Here is a 19,414-nt window from a genome sequence, read left to right on the forward strand (position 1 = left end):
CAGCAGGACAAAAAACAGCTGGTTTTTGCTCGTGCCTCGCTAATTTTAACCAGCTATTTTGTTGCCTCTGAATGAGGCGTTCAGGCTGTAGAAAAACCTAACAGGTTCTTGTTGTTGATAATTTATCGCGATGCTACGTTTACATTGGTTTAACGCATTTTCTGATGAAAACTACTCCAAAATTCACGTAGAAGCGCCCTTTTTAGTACAAAAAATGATCAATTTTTGAGGCTGAAGTTTTTCTACAGCCTCGTTAGTAAGACAATACACAATCCCCATAAGTAAGATGACAAAAGCCCTGAAACCTGAGTTTCAGGGCTTTTTAGCTTCTAACTAACCAGCCTTGCGCTTAGCAATCAATCCGCTACGAAGTGCTTACCCAGCAGCGCGTAGTAGAAGTTATTGTCGTTCAGCACTCCTGTGAACTGACCATCTTCCTGTAGCAGTACCGGCAGTCGGCTGCTGTATCTCAGGTTGATGGCGTCCCGCATGCTGATATCCGGTGTGGCGATGGCAAATTGACCTTTCTTGCCGTCACCTTGTTCCCAAGCCGCTGTTGGTAAAATCTCGTCGCCTTTTCCCGCTTGTAGAACGCCGCCATCTTTAAGCTCTACCCAGTAGTTGTGCGTGCGGTCGATGATGATGCGGTTATCCGTTTTGCCATCACCAGTGAGCAGATCAAGACCTGTCATCAGGGTGCGGCCACCGAGCACATTCAGTGGGTTGGTATGGGCGACAAAATCTTCAACGTAAGACGTTTTAGGATTCAGCACGATATCTTCCGGCTTGTCGTGCTGGATGATCTTAGCGGATTCCATAATGGCGATATGGCTGCCGATCTTCAGAGCTTCATCCAGATCGTGGCTGACAAACAGGATGGTTTTCTTCATTTTTCGCTGCAGCTCAATCAGCTCATCCTGCAGCTGGGCGCGGATCAGAGGATCAAGGGCAGAAAACGGCTCATCCATCAGCAGAATATCGGTATCCATCGCAAAAGCACGGGCAAGACCCACACGTTGCTGCATGCCGCCGGAAAGCTCATGGGGTTTGGAGTGTGCCCATTCGGCCAGCCCCACCATTTCCAACTTTTCCATGGCGCTTTGCTGGCGCTCTTTTTTGGCGATACCTTTCATCTCAAGGCCGAAGGCGACATTCTCCAGCACCGTCAGCCAGGGCATCAGGGCAAACTTCTGAAACACCATAGAGATACGGTTGGTGCGCAGGTGGCGCAGGGTGTTTTCGTCACAGGTGGCAATATCCACGGTTTCATCGCCATCTTGTACTCTTAGGCTGCCACGAGAGATAGGGTTCAGGCCGTTCAGCGTGCGCAGCAAGCTGGATTTACCGGAACCGGAAAGCCCCATCAGCACACAGATCTCACCCTGCTTTACGTTAATATTGGCGTTGTGAACACCAACCACGGAACCGGTCTGGTCGATAATCTCCTGACGGCTCAAGCCCTGATCCAGCAGTGCCAGAGCGGCCTTTGGCTGATCTCCGAAAACCACATCCAGATTTTCGATCTCAATCATGTTTTGTTCAGTGCTCATGATGGTCACCTTTAAATGCTTGTGGAGTGGTTGAGGTTAGTGCTCACGGTTGGGCTGTTTGCACAGACGATCCAGCATGATCGCCACCAGAACGATGGCAAGACCGGCTTCAAAACCTTGGGAGATGTTCACGGTGTTCAGGGCACGAACCACGGGTTTTCCGAGGCCATCGGCACCCACAAGAGCAGCGATAACCACCATGGATAGTGACAACATAATGCATTGGGTGACACCGGCCATGATATTGGGCATAGCGGCGGGCAGTTCTACTTTAAACAGTAGTTTCCAACGGGTTGCGCCAAAGGCTTTACCGGCTTCAAGCAGCTCCTGCGGCACGCTACTGATACCCAGTGCGGTGAGTCGGATCGGGGCGGCAATGGCAAAAATAATGGTGGAGATTAGCCCCGGCACCACGCCCAGGCCAAAAAGAATCAGAGTCGGAATTAGGTAAACAAAGGTCGGGATCGTCTGCATCAGATCCAGCACCGGACGAATGCCAATATGAAATCTGGGGTAGTGGGCTGCCAGAATTCCCAGTGGGATGCCAAACAGAACACACATAAAGGTGGCCATCAGAACTAATACCAGAGTTTCTATCATCTCTGACCAGTATCCGAGGTTGGCGATCAGCAGCAGTGAAGCCGTAACAAAAATAACTAACCCGATGGAGCGTTGCAGCCACCAGCTCAGGGCGGCGGTCAGTGCGATCAGTACCATAGCCGGGGCCATTAGCAGCAGGTCGGTGACACCTAAAATCAGCCATTCAAGGGAGAAGGCAATGGCATCGAAAAATCCGGCGGCATTTCCAATCAGCCAGTCAACAAAGGACTCCATCCATTGTCCCATTGGCAGTTTATGTTCAGTTATCCAGTTCATATCGGGTTACCCGGTGTTTTTAGCGCAGGCCCAGTGGCGCCCTGAGCGAAAGAGCATTTAACAGAAAGTCAGCATAAACAGAAGGTAAGAGCACCTGCCACTGGGCAGGTGCTGTATGGGGTGCTTACAGATTCAGGTGTTTCTTAACCGCTGGCAGACCGGGTTTGCCATCCAGTGTTTTTACGCCCTGTAGCCACTGATCCAGTACTGCAGGATTGTTACGCAGCCATTCAGTTGCCGCCTGCTGAGGCTTTTTGCCATCATCCAGAATCGCGCCCATGATCTGGTTTTCCATGCTTAGGGAGAACTCAAGATTGGTCAGCAGTTGGCCCATGTTAGGGCATTCGGTGCTGTAGTTTTTGCGGGTGTTGGTATGTACGGTTGCGCCACCGAAGTTGGGGCCAAACCAGTCATCACCACCGTCCAGATATTCGATCTCAAAGTTGCTGTTCATCGGGTGTGGTTCCCAGCCCAGGAACACAACCCACTTGTTACGACGCTCCGCACGCTGAACTTCTGACAGCATGCCGGCTTCAGAGGATTCAACCAGTTTGAAACCGTCCAGTTCAAACGCATCCTTGTCAATCATATCTTGAATCAGGCGGTTACCATCGTTACCTGGCTCGATGCCATAGATGCGGCTGCGGAATTTGCTCTTGAACTTGGCGATATCAGCGAAAGTGCGCACACCACCATCAAAGGCCGCTTTGTTAACTGCCAGTGTGTATTTTGCACCGGTCAGGTTGGTTTTAATGGTTTCCACGGTGCCCGCTTCACGGTACTTAGCGATATCGCCTTCCATAGTGGGCATCCAGTTACCCAGGAAAACATCCAGTTCACCGGAAGCCAGAGAGGTATAGGTGACCGGTACAGACAGCAGCTGAGTTTTAGGGGTGTAACCCAAGCCTTTAACCACTTCAGAGGTTACTGCGGTGGTCGATGTGATATCGGTCCAGCCTACGTCGGAGAAACGAACCGTAGAGCAGCTTTCAGCCGCATGGGCGCTCAGGGAAAAGGCACTGGCAGAAAGGGTTGCGGTGATTACCGCGAGCGTTTTTGCGAGTGTCTTTGGGGTAAACATTTTTTGAGTTTTCATCATCTTTCCTTCTCGTTTTCGTACTTTTATCTTTATCGGGGAAATCTTCGCTCTTTACGGAGCGGTAACCATCCGTATTGAGCTGTAGTCAGCCTCAATACAGATGGTTGAAATCACTAGCGTTGTTGGTTTTCGTAATCCGGGTGAATCCAGACGGCTGCATCTGCCTTGGGAAGTGGCTGCTTGCCCAGGATTTTATCGGCGGCTTTTTCAGCCACCATGATCGTAGGTGCATTCAGGTTGCCGTTGGTGATGGTCGGGAATACAGAGGAATCCACCACCCGAAGATGCCTGATACCGCGCACATTACAGTCGGCGTCCAGTACTGCCATAGGATCGTCTTCAGCGCCCATTTTGCAGGTGCAGGATGGGTGGTATGCGCTTTCTACGTTGTCACGGACCCAGGCATCGATCTGTTCATCCGACTCGATGTCGTAGCCCGGCTGAATCTCGTTACCACGATATTTCTCCAGTGATTTCTGATTCAGAATCTCACGGGTCAGGCGGATACAGGCGCGCCAGTCTTCAATATCTTGCTGTTCCGTCAGATAGTTGAACAGGATGCTCGGAGCCTCATGGGGATCGGCACTTTTAATGCGGATATGGCCGCGACTGGCAGGTTTGTTCGGGCCAACATGAACCTGAAAGCCGTGACCTTTAAAAGCGGCATTGCCGTCATAGCGCATGGCCGCGGGCAGAAAGTGGTATTGAATGTCCGGCCACTTCAGCCCAGCCCTGGAGCGGATAAAGGCGCAGGACTCAAAATGGTTGGTAGCGCCCAGACCGTCTTTGAACAGAATCCAACGAGTGCCGATCAGGCCTTTGCTGATCAGATTCAGTTTGGAGTTCAGCGAAATCGGCTCTTTGCACTGGTACTGGAAATAAACTTCCAGATGATCCTGCAGGTTTTCACCGACACCGGGCAGGTCTTTCACCACCTCAACACCGGCTTTTTCCAGCACGTCTTTCGGGCCGATACCAGACAGCTGCAACAGCTGTGGTGAGCCGACAGAACCTGCGGCAGAGATCACTTCGCGATAGGCGTTAATGGTTTTAATCTGGCCCTTATGTTCAAACTCAACACCGGTAGCTGCAATTTCACCGTTGGCTCTGTTGGTCAGAACTTTTCGACTGTGAACGCCTGTCAGTACGGTCAGGTTAGGGCGCTTCATGGCGCGACGCAGATACGCATTAGAGGTAGAGCTGCGTACGCCATTTTTTACCGTCATATGCATCGGGCCGAAGCCTTCCTGACGGTAGCCGTTGTAATCCTTGGTGGAACCGTAGCCCGCATCGACACCAGCGTCGATAAACGCCTGATACAGCGGGTTCAGCGACATCCCGTTGCCGTTGCAGGTGCCTACCGGGCCGTTACCGCCGCGATAGCTATCTGCACCGCCTTCCCAGGTTTCGGCACGCTGGAAATAGGGTAAGCAGCTCTGGTAATCCCAGCCGGTCGCGCCCTGTTCCTGCCACTGATCAAAGTCACAGGCGTGGCCTCGCACATAAACCATACCGTTAATGGAAGAGGAGCCGCCAAGGGTCTTACCCCGTGGCGTGTGCAGTGAACGGTAGTTAACTCCTGGCTCTGGTTCTGTGTGAAACTGCCAGCAGAGACTTTCGGTGTTCATCGGGTAGGAGAGTGCGGTCGGCATCTGGACAAAAATACTTTTGTCGCTGCCGCCTTTCTCCAGCAGTAACACAGTATGTATTCCGCTTTCCGTCAGGCGATCTGCCAGTACGCAACCAGCAGAACCTGCCCCGATGATGATGTAATCGTATTCCTGTTTCATATCGCTAGGACTCATATTAGATTGCACAGGGATCAGTAAGGGCGCTCTATGTCACCGGTCTCCACAAACACGCTCTTGGTCTGGGTGTAGTGATAGAGAGTTTCGATGCCGTTTTCCCGGCCGATACCGGATAGCTTGTACCCACCCACCGGCATTTCAGCCGGAGAGGCACCCCAGGTGTTGATCCAGCAGATGCCTGCCTGCAGACGGTTGATCACACGATGGGCGCGCCCCAGATCCCTGGTGAAAACACCGGCGGCTAAGCCGTATTCGGTGTTGTTGGCGCGGGTGATCACTTCCTCTTCATCGGAGAAACGCAGTACGGACATCACAGGGCCAAAGATCTCATCGATCACCTGTGGCATATCGTCGGTGCAGTCGGCAAATACGGTGGGCTTTACAAAAGCGCCTTTATCAAGGCCGTTTTCAGTGGCTTGTCCGCCGCCGCAAATCAAACGGGCTCCGGCTTGTTTGGCCGCTTCGATATAACCCAGAACCTTCTGCATATGATCTTTGGAGATCAGGGCACCCACCTGGGTTTCTGGGTCGGTCGGGTCACCGATAATCATCTGCTCAGTACGGGCTTTAAGCTCGTCAAGGAAGGCGTCATAGATGGAATCATGTACAAAAACACGGGTGCCATTTGTGCACACTTCGCCCTGGGTATAGAAGTTGGCCAGCATGGCACCGGAAACCGCCTGCTCAACCGGCGTATCCGGGAAGATGATCATAGGAGATTTGCCACCCAGTTCCATCGTGACCTGCTTGAGGGTTCTGGCGGAATCCCCCATCACGGCTTTACCGGTGCCGCATTCGCCGGTGAAGGAGACCTTGCTGATCTCAGGGCGTGCCGTCAGCATCTGTCCGACACGGGCATCACCCTGAATGACATTGAAAACACCATCCGGCACGCCCGCTTCGGTGTAGATCTCCGCCAGTTTCAGTACGCTCAGCGGGGTTTCTTCCGATGGCTTGAAGATCATGGCGTTACCCGCGGCCAGTGCCGGTGCTGATTTCCAGCAGGCGATCTGAATCGGGTAGTTCCAGGCACCGATACCTGCGCAGATGCCCAGTGGCTCGCGGCGAGTGTAGAAGAAGTTTTGGTCGTTCAGCTGCTGATAATCGCCCTGAATCTTGTCCGCAAGACCCGCGTAGTACTCAATCACATCGGCACCGGTGACGATATCCACACAGTCTGCTTCCTGAATCGGCTTACCGGTATCCAGTACTTCCAGCATTGCCAGCTCGTCATTACGTTCACGCAGCAGAGCAACGGCTTTATTCAGAATACGGCCCCGTTCAATGCCGGTCATTGCAGCCCATTCTGCCTGACCTTTTTGGGCGGACTCAATCGCGGCAGACATTGCAGTGTCATCACCCTGCGCGACGGTTGCGATAACCTCGCCATTAGCAGGGTTGATGCTATTAAAGGTTTCCTGAGGAGCGGCGGTATAGTAACGACCGTTGATGTAGTGCTGGGTGATACCGTGCTGGGTAGCAGAGGATTGCTGTGAAGTTGTCATCGTCTCTCAACCTGAAAATAGGGTTTGCCAAAAATATTTAGGGTCAGTTTTGGGTTAATTCATTGGCCGGGCCGGCCGTTATTACGTCATCACTTTCCGGGGTTGGGCTGATTTACCATCCAGATATTCCTGCCAGACCGCTTCCGGCAGTTTGAGCCGGAGGTAATCCAGAATCAGATGCTCAGCCAGTTCTTTGTCGATGCCGTTGGGGGAGAGTGCACCCCTGAGCCAGATACCATCAATCAGAGCGGCTACGCCCTGTGCGATAAAGGCGGCTTCCTCGTGGCTGACTACCTGCTTCAGTTCATAACGCAAATAAGAAAGTAGGCGCTGTTCGTTTACCCGCTGCAGCCGGTGTAGCTGAGGTTTATGCATGGAGTGCGACCAGAAGGTCAGCCAGGTTTTCACTACCTTGCTGTCCAATTGTTTAGGGTCAAAATTACCTTCAACAACGGCAATCAGACGCTCCAGAACATTATCGCGCTCAACCTTTTTTAACCGTTTGCTGATCGCTGCAGACAGTTCTTTCAGAACAGAGCGCATGGTTTCTTCTAGCAAACCATCCTTGCCACCAAAATAATGGTTGATAATTGCCGGGGAAACGCCGGCATATTTCGCGATCATGGCAACACTGGCCTTATGCAGACCTGCATCGTTCACCGCTTCCATGGTGGCATTAATCAGCTGAGGCTTACGGATTTCCGGCATGCCAACTTTAGGCATCGCAACCGCTCCCTGTTTTTTTCTTAAATGAATGTTTAATTAAAAATGACAGATACGACCAAGGTCTGCAAGCAAAAAATAGTTAGGGTTCTAATCTAATATTTTTACATCTGGCTTAATTGCAGGAAATAGTCGTCAATATGTAGCTAAAATCCTAAAAATGTTGTTATAGGGGGAAATGTTAGGAGTCTTATGTTTTGTGGAGGAAAATTTCGATCAACAGGTTGTTTTCAGATGTGGCGCTGATTAGGTAGTAAAACCGGAATAAGACGATCAGGTTATATCAGGCATCTTTTCCGAAATAGGAATCGGGTCCGAGTGTTGGGTGAGTGGTGAGTGGTTAACTCTGGGTGCGTACACTTGTATATCTATTTAATTGTGATTGATTATCAAATAGAAATCGTTACTATTTGTTGCTGCCGTCTGGGGTAACAGATTTTTGGTGTAAATAACTTATATGATACAAGATGCCGCCTTTCACAGAATTCAATCCACCCTGGAATATATTCATAATCATCTGGACAGGCCTTTGTCAGTGGAGTCGATGGCTGAAAAAAGTTGCTGGTCCAGGTGGCAGTTCCAGCGGGTGTTCAGTCATTTTACCGGGCAAACCGTTGCTCAGTATATACGTGAGATTCGTCTGAGCCGTGCCGCCGAGCTGTTGTTGTGCAGTCGGCGAACACAGCTGGATATCGCTTTGGAGTGCGGGTTTGACTCCGAGGTTAGCTTCAGTCGTAGTTTCCGGCATATGTTTCATTGCACGCCGGGCCAATATCGCAGACGAGGTAAGCGCGCAGGGCTGAAAACACCGATTGTGTCACTGCCGTTAACAGGTCTTTCGAGTCATAAGCCCGGAGAGCTTTCTCAGCTGAATAGCCTGGAGGAACACCGGCTACTCCAGATAAGAGTTGAAAGTCAGCCGGAGAAGCAGGTGCAGGGTGTTGCGGGTCGGATACAGGGGATCTTTGCCGAGCAGCCTGATTTTTCCGCTAAAGTCCCGCAGATCTGGCAGAAATTATCTGAAAAGCTTGCAAAAAAACATAGCCTCACAGACCGGAGTGCGATGCAGGCTCTGGGGGTTCTGGATACCAGCTCGCTGAGTTCAGGCGATACCTCTATTGATTACTGGGCGTGTATCAGTAGTGATCAGCATGAGTCGCTTTCCCTGCTGGATTCTTTGGTGATCCCCGAGCAGGAGTACGCCGTTATTCCTTTTTCTGGGCCAGCCGACCTGATCGATAATACATTGCAGTGGTTTATTTGCCACTGGCTGCCGACGTCTGGTTATCGGGGAATCAACCGGTTTGACCTTGAAGTCTACCCTTCAGGCTTTATTGCAGACGGCCAGCATCTGGAAATGGAGTATTGGGTGCCCGTCGCACCCGAGTGAGTTATCTGTGGGAATGGTTAAGCGTGATTTGCCTTCCGGGTGATCAGTTTGCACCAAATCGTTAAGTTTGCAGCCGACATAAAAATTATTATTGAGAATAATTCACATTTGTAACAAGCCTTCTTTCTCAATCGCTGTTTACTAGGAGCAATAATGAATAGATCTGATCACCCCTTATCAGGAGCGCGGTTTAAGCCTCGTCTGTTAGCAATGGCGGTTGCTACTGCTTTTTCTACCCCTTTGATTGCGGCGTCGGCGGATGAAACATCAGTGTCTGATCGGGTTCAGGCTCAGGGTGACCTGGTTATTTACAATAACACCTATCGTAATACGGCAACGAAGACAGCGCTTTCAGCTGAAGAAACACCTCAGGGATATTCTATTGTTGATCAGGCCGATCTGGATATGCGTAATGCTGATTCGGTGGCTGAAGCGTTACGTTACAGTACCGGAGTCAATACTGAGCTACGGGGCGGCGCTGTTACGCGTTTAGATCTTTTTTCTATTAGGGGCTTTATTAACTATCAGAATGCCTATGATGGGCTGCCACTGATTTTTAATGACTGGAACTTACAGCCCCAGATTGATGCCAAGGTACTGGAGCAGGTGGAGGTGTTCAAAGGGCCAACCTCTACACTGTATGGCAGTATGCCGCCTGGAGGGATGGTGAACCTGATCAGTAAGCAGCCTCAGACTGAGTCTGCCCACAGCGTAGAGTTGGCGACGGGAAGCCGTAACAAAATTGAGGCCAGCTTTGATTCGGCCGGTCAGATAGGTGAGTCGGACTTTTCTTATCGTGTTGTTGGTCTGGCCAGCGAGGAGGACTCCCAGGCTGATACTGCTCAGGATAAGCGAACGCTGATAGCGCCTTCTATTGATTGGCAGGTTTCAGAGGACACTCTGGTTAACTTCAACCTGTACTATCAGGATGATCCGGCGATGGGCGTTTACACAACGCTGCCTGCAGAAGGTATGTTCCGGGATAACCCTAATGGGGAGTTTGATCAGGGCAGTTTTAGTGGTGATAAGAACTGGAATGCCTATGAGCGTGAAGTCACTCTTGTGGGTTATAAGATTAACCATCAGTTGAATGATAACTGGACTGTGCTTCAGAATGTTCGCTATATGGATGCATCGGCATATCAGGAGAATACTTATATATCCTCACTGGAAGACGATATGCGCACCCTGAACCGCAATGCCTATTTGACCGATGAGACCAGTAAAGCCATAGCGCTGGATAACCAGTTGTCAGGCATCGTTTATACAGGAGATGTTGAGCATAACCTTCTGGTCGGTCTGGATTATCAGAAACTGAAATCCGACATTCGCTACGAAGACCAGGCGATTGCAACTCTGGATCTTTTTGACCGCGATAATGATCAGCTGGATCGTGCAACTCTGGATATGACAAATACGGCTTATTCCAGTGATTTTACAAAAGAAACAGAGCAAACGGGCTTTTACCTACAGGATCAGATGAAAGTAGGGTCTTTGGTTCTGATTGCCGGAGCGCGTTACGATGACTATAAAGGAACAGAAAAAGGTAAAAAATACTCTCAGGAAACAGATACGAAGCTGACGGAAACTCATACGACAGGCCGTGTTGGGGCGCTCTATCAGCTGGGTAACGGGCTGGCACCTTTTGTCAGCTACGCTGAGAGTTATCAGCCTGAAACAGGCGTCACCCGCAATAAAGAAGCGTTTGAAGCCTCTACCGGTCAGCAGTGGGAGGCGGGCATTAAATATAAGAGCGCTGATCGTCAGGTAACGGGCTCTCTTGTGGCTTATCAGATTACAAAAGATAATGTTCCCACTCGTGATCCTAATGGTTCCGCTTACGACCTGATTCAGGCGGGGGAAGTTGAGTCGAAGGGCATTGAAGCGGAGCTTCAGGCTCAGATCTCAGATAACCTTTTGGTTTCCGCATACTATACGCGTCAGGATGTCGAGATTACGAAGGACAATAATGGGCTGCAGGGAAAAACGCCGGTATGGGTTCCGGAGCAGATGCTTTCTGCCTGGGCGCAGTATGATATCTATACGGGATCACTTGCAGGAACGACGTTAAGCTCTGGTATTCGTCATATTGGTGAAGCTCAGATGGATGCAGCCAATAGTGATACGGTTCCTTCGGCAACGATGATGGATCTGTCTGTGGCCTATGATCTGGCAGGCCTGAGCCCGGATGCGTATGGTGCCACGGCCCGTATCAGTGTCAGCAATGTATTTGATGAAGCGTCTTACACCTGTTACGACGGTAACAACTGCTGGTTTGGAGCAGAGCGTACGGTTGAAGCAAGCCTGAAATATGACTTCTGAGGTTCGCTGATAGCCTGATTACTAAGCAGGGCGGCAGGGTATAAAGATGATCACATCATACTCTGCCGCTGACAGCTGTTTTATCCCACCGCCTTTATCCGACTTTCTTTATCTCACCTTCTGCTTTTATCTCACCTTCCGCTTAAATAAGAGAGCAATGACCTGCCAGCGGTTGATCAGCATGGCACTAAAAATCAGTGCACAGCCGACAAGCTGAAGATTGCTCATGGTTTCTGTCAGCCATATGCTGGCAAACAGTGCTGCCCAGATTGGCTCAAGCGTCATGATAATGGCGGCATGGCTGGCGGGGGCCATGCCCTGTGCTTTGGTCTGAAACAGAAAGCGTCCACTGGTGGCGATAATAGCACTGGCCAGAATCCAGCCCCATATATCCGGCTCAAACGACCATTGCCACTCTTCCAGGAACAAGCTGGCGGTAAAGGCGATCAGCGCAGTAATCATAAGTTGAATTGTGGTCATAGGCAGGGCAGGTATAGAGGCTGCAAAGCGGCTGTTCAGGATGAAGAAAAGCGCAAACAGGAGGGCTGAAATAAGAAATGACAGCTCACCCCAACCAAAAATAAAGCTGTTATCCAGTGACAGACAGGCCAGACCTGCCACAACAACAGGCATAGAATACCAGAGACTCCTGTTCGCTTTTTCACCAAAGAACAGACTTACCACAGGAACCAGAACAGCCCCAAGACTGGTCAGAAAAGCACCCACACCTACATGGTTACCGTAGAAAAGCCCCAGAACCCAGAAGGTCATGGCAATAGCAAACACAAAACCAACCAGAGCACTTTTTTGAAGTTGCTCTTTTTTGAGTTTGCGTAAAGGTGCCGAGGCGATTCCCCCCAGAAAAATACCTGCGATCAGAAAACGAACTGAAAGAAAAAGTATCGGTGAGAAGGCTGTCATCGCGTGTTTGGAGAAGATCCAGCCTGCTCCGGCCAGTAGCGTCACCAGGACCAGTAGAAGATCCGCCTGAGTGCTCCGGGAGAGCGACATAACCGTGTTGCGCATGAAATTTCCTTGGGGATGAGAGGGTAGCGTGATCTGTGCTTTTGCAGAGTAAAAAGAGAAAAAATATCGTATCTATCCATTTTTTCAGTGTTTTTTGTAGGGATACTCTGATTTTATCTGGCAAAAAGAGCATAATACCGCCTTCAACCCATAGGGAACATTAAAATGAGTATTGAACAAGCACTGATGGAGCGTAGTGGCTCTAAATGTGAGTTATGTGGTTCAGAAGACAATCTGGCCGTTTTTGAAGTTCCGCCTGTAGAGGCGCACTCTGATAAGTGCATTCTGGCATGCGGTACTTGCCGTGATCAGATCGAAGCTGAAGAGCTGGATCAGAATCACTGGCGTTGCCTGAATGATAGTATGTGGAGCCCTGTACCCGTTGTACAGGTTGTCGCATGGCGAATGCTAACCCGTCTGAACTCAGAGCCTTGGGCGCAGGATCTTCTGGATATGATGTATCTGGATGAAGATCTGGAAAAATGGGCACGTGCCGGTATGCCTGCAGACGATGCTGTTGCCACTCGGGACAGTAATGGTGCTGTACTTGCCGCTGGTGATACAGTCACCCTGATTAAGGATCTGGATGTTAAGGGAACGGGCTTTACCGCTAAGCGCGGCACAGCTGTTCGTGGGATCTCTCTGACGGACAATCCTGAGCACATTGAGGGCCGTGTAAACGGCGTTCGCATTGTGATTCTGACTAAGTTTGTGAAGAAATCCTGATTTTTCAGAGCATAAGTATTTGCCTGAAAAACAGTATTTGATCAAAAGGGCAGCCATCGGAAAGTGGCTGCCCTTTTCAGTATTGGCTTTGTTTAATTGGCGTTGTTTAATTGGCTTTGTTTATCAGACCTTAAAGCCGGACATCATCTTGCCAAGATTATCTGCCATTCCTGATATCTGATAACTTTCCGCTTCAGCCTCAGTCACCCGCACTGTCGCCTGATCCAGTGTATCTGAAATATCAGAAATATTTCGGGCCACTTCATTGGCAACGGTGGATTGCTGCTCAACAGCTGCGGCGACATTGCTGTTCATATCCCGTATCTCGCCAATGGCATTGTCGATCTGTTGCAGAGCCTGATAGGTATCCTGTGAGCGGGACACACTCGCTTTAGCCTGAACACTGCAGTCCTTTATGGTTGTCACAGCTTTGCTGGTACGTTCCTGTAATTCCTGAATGATATTCTGGATCTCGATGGTGGAATCCTGGGTTCGCTGGGCAAGCACCCGGACTTCATCGGCAACTACGGCAAAACCCCGGCCACTTTCACCGGCCCTTGCTGCTTCAATAGCAGCATTCAGTGCCAGTAAATTGGTCTGCTCAGAGATATTTTCGATCACCTCAATAACATGGCCGATATCCTGGCTTTTTTCCTCCAGTTCCTGAATATCCTGCATAGACGTTTCCAGTTTTTCCGCTAGCAGACCGATGGAGTCAACCGTTTGCTCCACTGATTCCCGGCCCAGTAAGGTCTGTTCACGCCCATACTCTGCTTTGTTCGATGATTCAGTGGCATGCAGAACAACTTCCTGAATACTTTGGCTCATCTCCTCGATGGCAACGACAACCTGATCTGTCATCTGCTTTTGCTGGTTGATGGTTTCAGTATTACGACTTGCGGTGACCGTACCGGCCACGGCACTGGCTTCCAGCTGGTGAGTAGTTGCTGCCAGGTTACTGACAAGATCGCGCAATTTTGCACTCATTTCCGCTGCGGAGCGGTAAATGCCAGTGTCAGAGGCCTTCAGAGGCAGGGATTGGCTAAGGTCGCCCTGAGCAATGACTTTCATAATATTTTCGATCGCTCTGGGTTCACCACCCACCGGACGTTGAATTGCCCGCAACATATATACCGCTAGAATAACGGCAGCCAGAATGGATGAAATGGCGATGGTGGCGACTAAGTGAATTGTCTTTTCGCTTTCATTTTGTACCTGCGACCCTAACGTATCCTGATCAGCCCTGACGGACAGCTTAACTTCTTCGGTTTGCTTGGCGACAATGTTACCGACTTTGTTTAAGGTGCTGTTGATCAGGTTGTTACGTTCTTTGATCAATGCCTGAATTTGACTGAAAGTTGCAAGGTATTGGCTATGATCCTTTCTGAGCTGTTCCAACCGTTGACGACGTCCGGGGTTTTGTAGTTCCGCGTCCAGTTTTTCCAGTACCTTCGGCATCTCACTGTTCAGTTCATTAAGTGCCTGTATGGCATCTTGCGAGTTGTTGGTAACCAGGAATCTTGTGGCATAGAGACGCCCTAGCAGCAGATGCTCCTGAACGACACCGGCCCGGAAGGCGGCTTCGGCATCCTGATCCCGGTATGCAGATAGCATGATATCGGTAACGGCTTCGCGCATAGAGAGGCCATTGGGGTTCAGTTTCTGATTGACCAGCAGGTTGCGTTGTTTGTAAAGACTGACAACTTGGGTGAACGCTTTATCGTAGCTGATAACCTCTTCTTTAATCAGGCCAATACGTTCTGCTCGTTCTGGTTGTTGCACCTCTTTTTCCGCTTGCAGAAGAAACCTTTCCATAGCCTCTTTACGTTGCTGATACTTTGCGATGTGCTCAGGTGCGCGGTCATTAAGGAAGCCTTTTACTTCGAGGTGCATGCTGAGCATATTGGCCTGAATGCGGCCGGAAAGGTTCGTGCTGCGGGCAAGGTCTCGGTAGGTCGTAAAGCCTGATGCAGTCTCTGACAGGCCGGAGTATGCAACAACCGCTAAAATAGCAAGTAAAGCAACGAGAGAGCCAAAGGTAAGGTTAAGGGTTGCCTTTAGCGAAAGGTTTTTGAGCATAAGTGAACCTCAGATTGATACAGTGTGGGAGACTGTCAGATTATCTTTCCGTTACAAAAGAAATAAATTCTCTTGCTTGGCGGTCTTATACTCTTTAGTAAGTTTTTTAGATTCTTTTTATTTGAATCTTTTGTTGGCCACCTGACTCTCATTGACGTAGTTGGTAGACTTCAGAAAAAATAAAAGCCACGGATTGCTCCATGGCTTTTAATGTGTAATGCCTGACGGTCAGGTAATGGCTATTGGCCAGAGAAGATCTCTTTGACGCCGGGCAGTGCAAAAACACGATCCAAATAGGCAAGGATAGGGCTGTCATCTTCTACCAGCTTGAGATCACCTTTCTGTAATGTCGCGTAGTGAGCCAGCGGCGTGATCAGCGCATCGGCCAGCATAAAACGATCTCCGCAAACAAAGTCATGATTTCGGATCTGATCCTCAATGACGGATACTGCCTTCAGAACCGTAGGTTTATTATTCATCATAAGCTCAATATTCGGCTGGCCTTCAGGCCCTGTCGGTACCACGTACTCGATAAGGTACTGCCGGATAATTGCCTGATCTAACTGTGTGATGGCGCGGGAGCACCAGGCATCATGCTCTGCTTGCGCCTGAATACTTTCCGGTTGCAGCGGGTTTTCCGGGAAGCGGGTATCCAGATAGCGGCAGATCGCCAGAGTTTCAGTCAGCGTCAACCCCTCATGGTGGATAATCGGAAACTTAGAGTAAGGGTGAATATTGGCATGAGCTTCACTGCGGAAAGGGATCTCTTCACCGTTGAGTGTCCAGCCGATCTGATAAGGCTGCTGTTTCATTGTCGAGGTGAGCGCAACACTGCGAACCAGATTGCTGTGGGACATACCGTAGATTTCGATCATATTTCTATCCTTCTCCAATTTTGAAACCCCCTATTGGTTGGCACCGGGCTTCTGTTGTTTTTATCGGTTTAAAACATCTCAGGCTTGTTAGTTGATGCTATGTGATACTGTTTTTTCGATCTGTTGTGTTCAGGGTATCGCTTTGTAGGGTTTCCAGAATAGAGGTGTTGAAAATATGTTCAAGAACATCTTTTAACTCTGTGGCATGATTCATCATGTTCAGAGTCAGAGTGAATACCCAATTATTAAGGAGACTGCCATGCCTTGGGCACCGGAACATAAAGAACAGACCCGGGATAAAGTTCTGAAAAGTGCTTCCCGGCTGTTTACCCATCACGGTTTTGACAAGGTTTCTATTGATCAGGTGATGCAGGATGCAGGGATGACACGAGGTGCGTTTTATAAGCATTTCAGCTCCAAGTCTGAGCTTTATTCTGAAGCGATCATCTATGGTGCGACTCAGGGTGCGGGCCGTAATCTGAGTACCGCAACGGATATTGCGCAGGTTATTGATCGGTATCTTTCTTTGCATCATCTGCAATCAGAGGATGATGTTTGTCCGCTGGCATTTCTGGTATCTGATATCACCCAGCGGGAGCCTTTACAGCAGAAAACTTACGCCAAAGTATTACAGGAATTTACCCGCTTTCTGGAACAGAAATCCGGTAAAAGTCGGGAGCAGGCGATTCTTTCCACTGTACTGATGATCGGTGGTGTTGCCCTGGCCAGGGCCGCCAGTGATGACGCATTTTCCGGGGAAATTATTCAGACGGCTAAGGCTGAAGTTCAGCAACAGCTAGGTTGTGCGGCTGATAATAAAACCTTGTACTGATTTTTTAACTCAGATGAAGTCGACAGAAGAGAAGTAAGCAGACAAGAGATCTTACATGTTGAGCTATTGGAGTGGTGCTGTGACTGAGAATGAGTGGCTTAAAGTTTATGCCGCCAGCGATATGCTGGAGGCTTACAATCTAAAAGGTATGCTGCAGGCGATGGGGATCGAAACACACCTTAAAGGTGAGGGGCTGGTTGCCGGAGCCGGCGAACTGCCTCCTGCGGAAACAGAGGTCGCGCTTTGGGTCAATGTGGAGAATTTCACCCAAGCCAGAAAAGCCCTGGAAAATTTTGAAGCTCCAGCGGGTAAGCCCTGGCGTTGTAACGCTTGTGCGGAACAGAATGAAGCCAGTTTTGAATTCTGCTGGAACTGTCAGCACAGTGCATAACGGTCAGATGTGATGGCTATTCGCAGTTCTTATTCTGGTCGGCTATCCATTGAGGAATCTCTTCAGCCGGCATTGGGCGGGCAAAGTGAAAACCCTGATATTTAATGCAGCCCATCTCCGATAACTGCAGAGCCTGCTCAGCTGTCTCAACGCCTTCTGCGATGACATCCATTTTCATATGCTTGCCGATGGCAATCATAGATTCCACCAGTGGTTGTCGGCTGCCTGGCTGAATTTCATCAATAAAGCTCTTATCTATTTTAAGTTCATCCAGAGGAAGATCCCGCAAATAGGCCAGGGAAGAGTAGCCTGTACCAAAATCATCCAGCGAGACCCTGAATCCTTTATGGCGCAAGGCATCCAGTTTCTGGCGGGTTTCAGTTACGTCCCGCAGCAAGGCTGTTTCAGTTAGCTCCAGTACGATACATTGCGGATCAATCTGCCATTTGTCACACAGATTACGGGTGTGCATAACAAAGTCAGGTTGTGAAAATTGCCAGGCGGAAACATTGACAGATATTTGCGCAGGAAATACCGCTTGTGTGGATTGCCACAGAGATATTTGCTCCAGGGTTTTATCCAGAACCCAGTGCCCCAATCTCAGAATCAACCCGGTTTCCTCAGCGATTGGAATAAAGTGGAATGGTGGGATCATGCCCTTTTCCGGGTGTAGCCAGCGAAGCAGGACTTCGGCACTTTGGATCTGCCCCGCAAGGTTCACCTGAGGCTGCATATAGATTTTTAACTGATCAGACTCAAGAGCAACTCTGAGTCCTCGCTCAATTTCAAGGCGGTCATTCACCTCCTGTTGGTGCTCCGGCGAGTATATGACACAGCGTTCGCGGCCAGCATTTTTTGCCTGATAAAGTGCGATATCCGCATAGCGCATCAGGTCAAGTTCAGAGAAATCTTCTGCCAGATTGACCTGGGGAAACAGGACCGCTCCAATACTGGCGCCGATATTGATAATTCGATCACCTATCTGAAAAGGCTGGCTCAGTAAAAAGAGTACTTTTTCAGCCAGTAATTCCACTTCCGGAGTATCAATTCCTTTGTGGCTGTCATGCAGTAAAAGTACAAATTCATCACCGCCGATTCTGGAGAGAAAGATTTCTTCAGGTAATTTTTGACGGAGCCGCTCGCCGGCTTTCCGAATAATCTCATCGCCAATATCATGGCCTAGGGCATCATTGATCGTTTTAAAGTGGTCGAGGTCTATCATGAACAGGGCAGAGTGAGGTTCCGTGTTCTTAACGGCTGAGCGTATTTTCAGTTCATGTAATTCCTGATACAGCCGGGCTCGGTTTGGCAGATGGGTCAGGTAATCTTCGTAGGCCATACGGTGAATTTGTTGCTCTGCGTCCACGCGCTGAACTTCTGCACCTGCACGGGCAGCGAAAATTTCCAGAACACTTTTAAACTGATCAATCTGTTTCAGCGGTTTGGTGTCCAGTACCACAATAATGCCCAGAGCAGAGCCATCCGGATGAAAGATTGGTGAACCAATATAGCCCTCAATTTCCATCTCATGCAGCAAAAGGTCGTCAGGGTATAAGTTTTGGACGCCGGTACAGATCGCACAGGTTTTATGACCGATCACATCATCACAGGGGCCGCCTTTTATCGCATAACTGAAATTATCTGCGATGGCACCATTGGCACAAAGGGCAAGGGTTCTTATGGATTCCCGGCTGTCATCATATAGCCCGATAAATGCATATTTGGCATTGAAAATTCTGGACAGGTGGGTCACCAGGCTCTCGAAAAAATCCTGCCCACTAAGAGAGGAAACACCCAGAGCTGTATTTTCAATCATCTGACGACTGAAGGCCAGGTCACTGACATCATTGTGGCTGACCATAAGCTCAGTCAGTTGACCCTGTTCATCTCTAAGCGGTGCAATGGTAAATGACAGCCAGGCGGCGGGATTGTTTGTTTGCAGAATATAAGGGTGCTGCTCGATCAGAGCCGGTGTGTTCATATTCAGCGTTTGGCTTAATTCGGTTTGCTCCGGGTCGCTGAACAGGCGCTTAAGTTCATTTGAACTGGTGTGCAGCAGTGAAAGAATATCATGCTCTGTTTGCTCATTTACGGAAGTACCCCAGAATTTATGTGCAGCAGGGTTACAGTGAATCACTTTGCCTTCAAGAGAAAGGATAAGAATACCTGAGGTGGCGTGTTGAAAGACCTGATACCACTTGCTGTTGTTCAT

Annotated in this window: 15 protein-coding genes; 5 read left to right on the top strand and 10 right to left on the bottom strand. The window is 49.6% G+C overall.

What is annotated here, in order from left to right:
- Window positions 1-356 precede the first annotated feature (356 nt).
- From choV to betI, 6 genes are all read right to left on the bottom strand, one after another.
- On the bottom strand, window positions 357-1,550 hold the full coding sequence (gene choV / locus ACN0R8_RS15860; RefSeq protein ID WP_417599132.1) for a choline ABC transporter ATP-binding protein: 1,194 nt from the start codon (window positions 1,548-1,550) through the stop codon (window positions 357-359).
- Window positions 1,551-1,586: 36 nt separating this feature from the next.
- Window positions 1,587-2,426: a choline ABC transporter permease subunit gene (choW, locus tag ACN0R8_RS15865; RefSeq protein WP_417599134.1), complete on the bottom strand. Its 840-nt coding sequence runs from the start codon at window positions 2,424-2,426 to the stop codon at window positions 1,587-1,589.
- A 124-nt stretch (window positions 2,427-2,550) separates the two neighbouring features.
- Entirely contained in the window at window positions 2,551-3,522 is a 972-nt protein-coding gene (locus ACN0R8_RS15870; RefSeq protein WP_417599136.1) for a choline ABC transporter substrate-binding protein, read from the bottom strand.
- A 116-nt stretch (window positions 3,523-3,638) separates the two neighbouring features.
- The gene (betA, locus tag ACN0R8_RS15875; RefSeq protein WP_417599138.1) at window positions 3,639-5,330 is read right to left on the bottom strand and encodes a choline dehydrogenase; all 1,692 of its coding nucleotides are present in this window, start codon (window positions 5,328-5,330) and stop codon (window positions 3,639-3,641) included.
- A gap of 17 nt (window positions 5,331-5,347) precedes the next feature.
- A complete protein-coding gene (gene betB / locus ACN0R8_RS15880) occupies window positions 5,348-6,838 on the bottom strand; it encodes a betaine-aldehyde dehydrogenase (RefSeq protein ID WP_417599140.1) in 1,491 nt (496 codons plus the stop codon).
- A gap of 81 nt (window positions 6,839-6,919) precedes the next feature.
- On the bottom strand, window positions 6,920-7,561 hold the full coding sequence (gene betI / locus ACN0R8_RS15885; RefSeq protein ID WP_417599142.1) for a transcriptional regulator BetI: 642 nt from the start codon (window positions 7,559-7,561) through the stop codon (window positions 6,920-6,922).
- Between the two features lie 457 nt (window positions 7,562-8,018).
- On the opposite strand from betI, the gene ACN0R8_RS15890 reads away from it, so the two are divergent.
- Both ACN0R8_RS15890 and ACN0R8_RS15895 read left to right on the top strand, forming a co-directional pair.
- Complete coding sequence (locus ACN0R8_RS15890; protein ID WP_417599144.1) at window positions 8,019-8,951, top strand: helix-turn-helix domain-containing protein; 933 nt, start codon at window positions 8,019-8,021, stop codon at window positions 8,949-8,951.
- A gap of 153 nt (window positions 8,952-9,104) precedes the next feature.
- Complete coding sequence (locus ACN0R8_RS15895; RefSeq protein ID WP_417599146.1) at window positions 9,105-11,273, top strand: TonB-dependent siderophore receptor; 2,169 nt, start codon at window positions 9,105-9,107, stop codon at window positions 11,271-11,273.
- Between the two features lie 126 nt (window positions 11,274-11,399).
- Here the strand turns inward: ACN0R8_RS15895 and ACN0R8_RS15900 are convergent, their stop codons facing one another.
- A complete protein-coding gene (locus ACN0R8_RS15900; RefSeq protein WP_417599148.1) occupies window positions 11,400-12,299 on the bottom strand; it encodes a DMT family transporter in 900 nt (299 codons plus the stop codon).
- 165 nt (window positions 12,300-12,464) lie between these two features.
- On the opposite strand from ACN0R8_RS15900, the gene ACN0R8_RS15905 reads away from it, so the two are divergent.
- Complete coding sequence (locus tag ACN0R8_RS15905; protein WP_417599150.1) at window positions 12,465-13,025, top strand: PhnA domain-containing protein; 561 nt, start codon at window positions 12,465-12,467, stop codon at window positions 13,023-13,025.
- Window positions 13,026-13,148: 123 nt separating this feature from the next.
- Here ACN0R8_RS15905 and ACN0R8_RS15910 read toward each other — a convergent pair whose 3' ends face one another.
- Both ACN0R8_RS15910 and ACN0R8_RS15915 read right to left on the bottom strand, forming a co-directional pair.
- Entirely contained in the window at window positions 13,149-15,104 is a 1,956-nt protein-coding gene (locus ACN0R8_RS15910) for a methyl-accepting chemotaxis protein (protein ID WP_417599152.1), read from the bottom strand.
- A 239-nt stretch (window positions 15,105-15,343) separates the two neighbouring features.
- On the bottom strand, window positions 15,344-15,979 hold the full coding sequence (locus ACN0R8_RS15915; protein WP_417599154.1) for a glutathione S-transferase family protein: 636 nt from the start codon (window positions 15,977-15,979) through the stop codon (window positions 15,344-15,346).
- A gap of 259 nt (window positions 15,980-16,238) precedes the next feature.
- Between ACN0R8_RS15915 and ACN0R8_RS15920 the strand changes: the two genes are divergently transcribed.
- Window positions 16,239-16,811: a TetR/AcrR family transcriptional regulator gene (locus ACN0R8_RS15920; protein WP_417599156.1), complete on the top strand. Its 573-nt coding sequence runs from the start codon at window positions 16,239-16,241 to the stop codon at window positions 16,809-16,811.
- Window positions 16,812-16,866: 55 nt separating this feature from the next.
- A complete protein-coding gene (locus ACN0R8_RS15925; protein ID WP_417599158.1) occupies window positions 16,867-17,202 on the top strand; it encodes a DUF2007 domain-containing protein in 336 nt (111 codons plus the stop codon).
- A 16-nt stretch (window positions 17,203-17,218) separates the two neighbouring features.
- Here the strand turns inward: ACN0R8_RS15925 and ACN0R8_RS15930 are convergent, their stop codons facing one another.
- Window positions 17,219-19,414, bottom strand: coding sequence for an EAL domain-containing protein (locus ACN0R8_RS15930; RefSeq protein WP_417599160.1), 2,196 nt, complete (start codon window positions 19,412-19,414; stop codon window positions 17,219-17,221).

It is taken from the genome of Oceanospirillum sp. (assembly GCF_048265165.1).
In the GTDB taxonomy this organism is placed as follows: Bacteria; Pseudomonadota; Gammaproteobacteria; order Pseudomonadales; family Halomonadaceae; genus Oceanospirillum.

Coding starts and splice junctions, on each gene's coding strand:
- betB (WP_417599140.1), bottom strand. CDS start 6,838: ATGACAACTTCACAGCAATCCTCTGCTACCCAGCACGGTATCACCCAG.
- ACN0R8_RS15900 (WP_417599148.1), bottom strand. CDS start 12,299: ATGCGCAACACGGTTATGTCGCTCTCCCGGAGCACTCAGGCGGATCTT.
- ACN0R8_RS15930 (WP_417599160.1), bottom strand. CDS start 19,414: ATGAACAACAGCAAGTGGTATCAGGTCTTTCAACACGCCACCTCAGGT.
- ACN0R8_RS15895 (WP_417599146.1), top strand. CDS start 9,105: ATGAATAGATCTGATCACCCCTTATCAGGAGCGCGGTTTAAGCCTCGT.
- choW (WP_417599134.1), bottom strand. CDS start 2,426: ATGAACTGGATAACTGAACATAAACTGCCAATGGGACAATGGATGGAG.
- ACN0R8_RS15905 (WP_417599150.1), top strand. CDS start 12,465: ATGAGTATTGAACAAGCACTGATGGAGCGTAGTGGCTCTAAATGTGAG.
- betI (WP_417599142.1), bottom strand. CDS start 7,561: ATGCCTAAAGTTGGCATGCCGGAAATCCGTAAGCCTCAGCTGATTAAT.
- ACN0R8_RS15870 (WP_417599136.1), bottom strand. CDS start 3,522: ATGAAAACTCAAAAAATGTTTACCCCAAAGACACTCGCAAAAACGCTC.
- ACN0R8_RS15920 (WP_417599156.1), top strand. CDS start 16,239: ATGCCTTGGGCACCGGAACATAAAGAACAGACCCGGGATAAAGTTCTG.
- betA (WP_417599138.1), bottom strand. CDS start 5,330: ATGAGTCCTAGCGATATGAAACAGGAATACGATTACATCATCATCGGG.
- ACN0R8_RS15925 (WP_417599158.1), top strand. CDS start 16,867: ATGTTGAGCTATTGGAGTGGTGCTGTGACTGAGAATGAGTGGCTTAAA.
- ACN0R8_RS15890 (WP_417599144.1), top strand. CDS start 8,019: ATGATACAAGATGCCGCCTTTCACAGAATTCAATCCACCCTGGAATAT.
- ACN0R8_RS15910 (WP_417599152.1), bottom strand. CDS start 15,104: ATGCTCAAAAACCTTTCGCTAAAGGCAACCCTTAACCTTACCTTTGGC.
- choV (WP_417599132.1), bottom strand. CDS start 1,550: ATGAGCACTGAACAAAACATGATTGAGATCGAAAATCTGGATGTGGTT.
- ACN0R8_RS15915 (WP_417599154.1), bottom strand. CDS start 15,979: ATGATCGAAATCTACGGTATGTCCCACAGCAATCTGGTTCGCAGTGTT.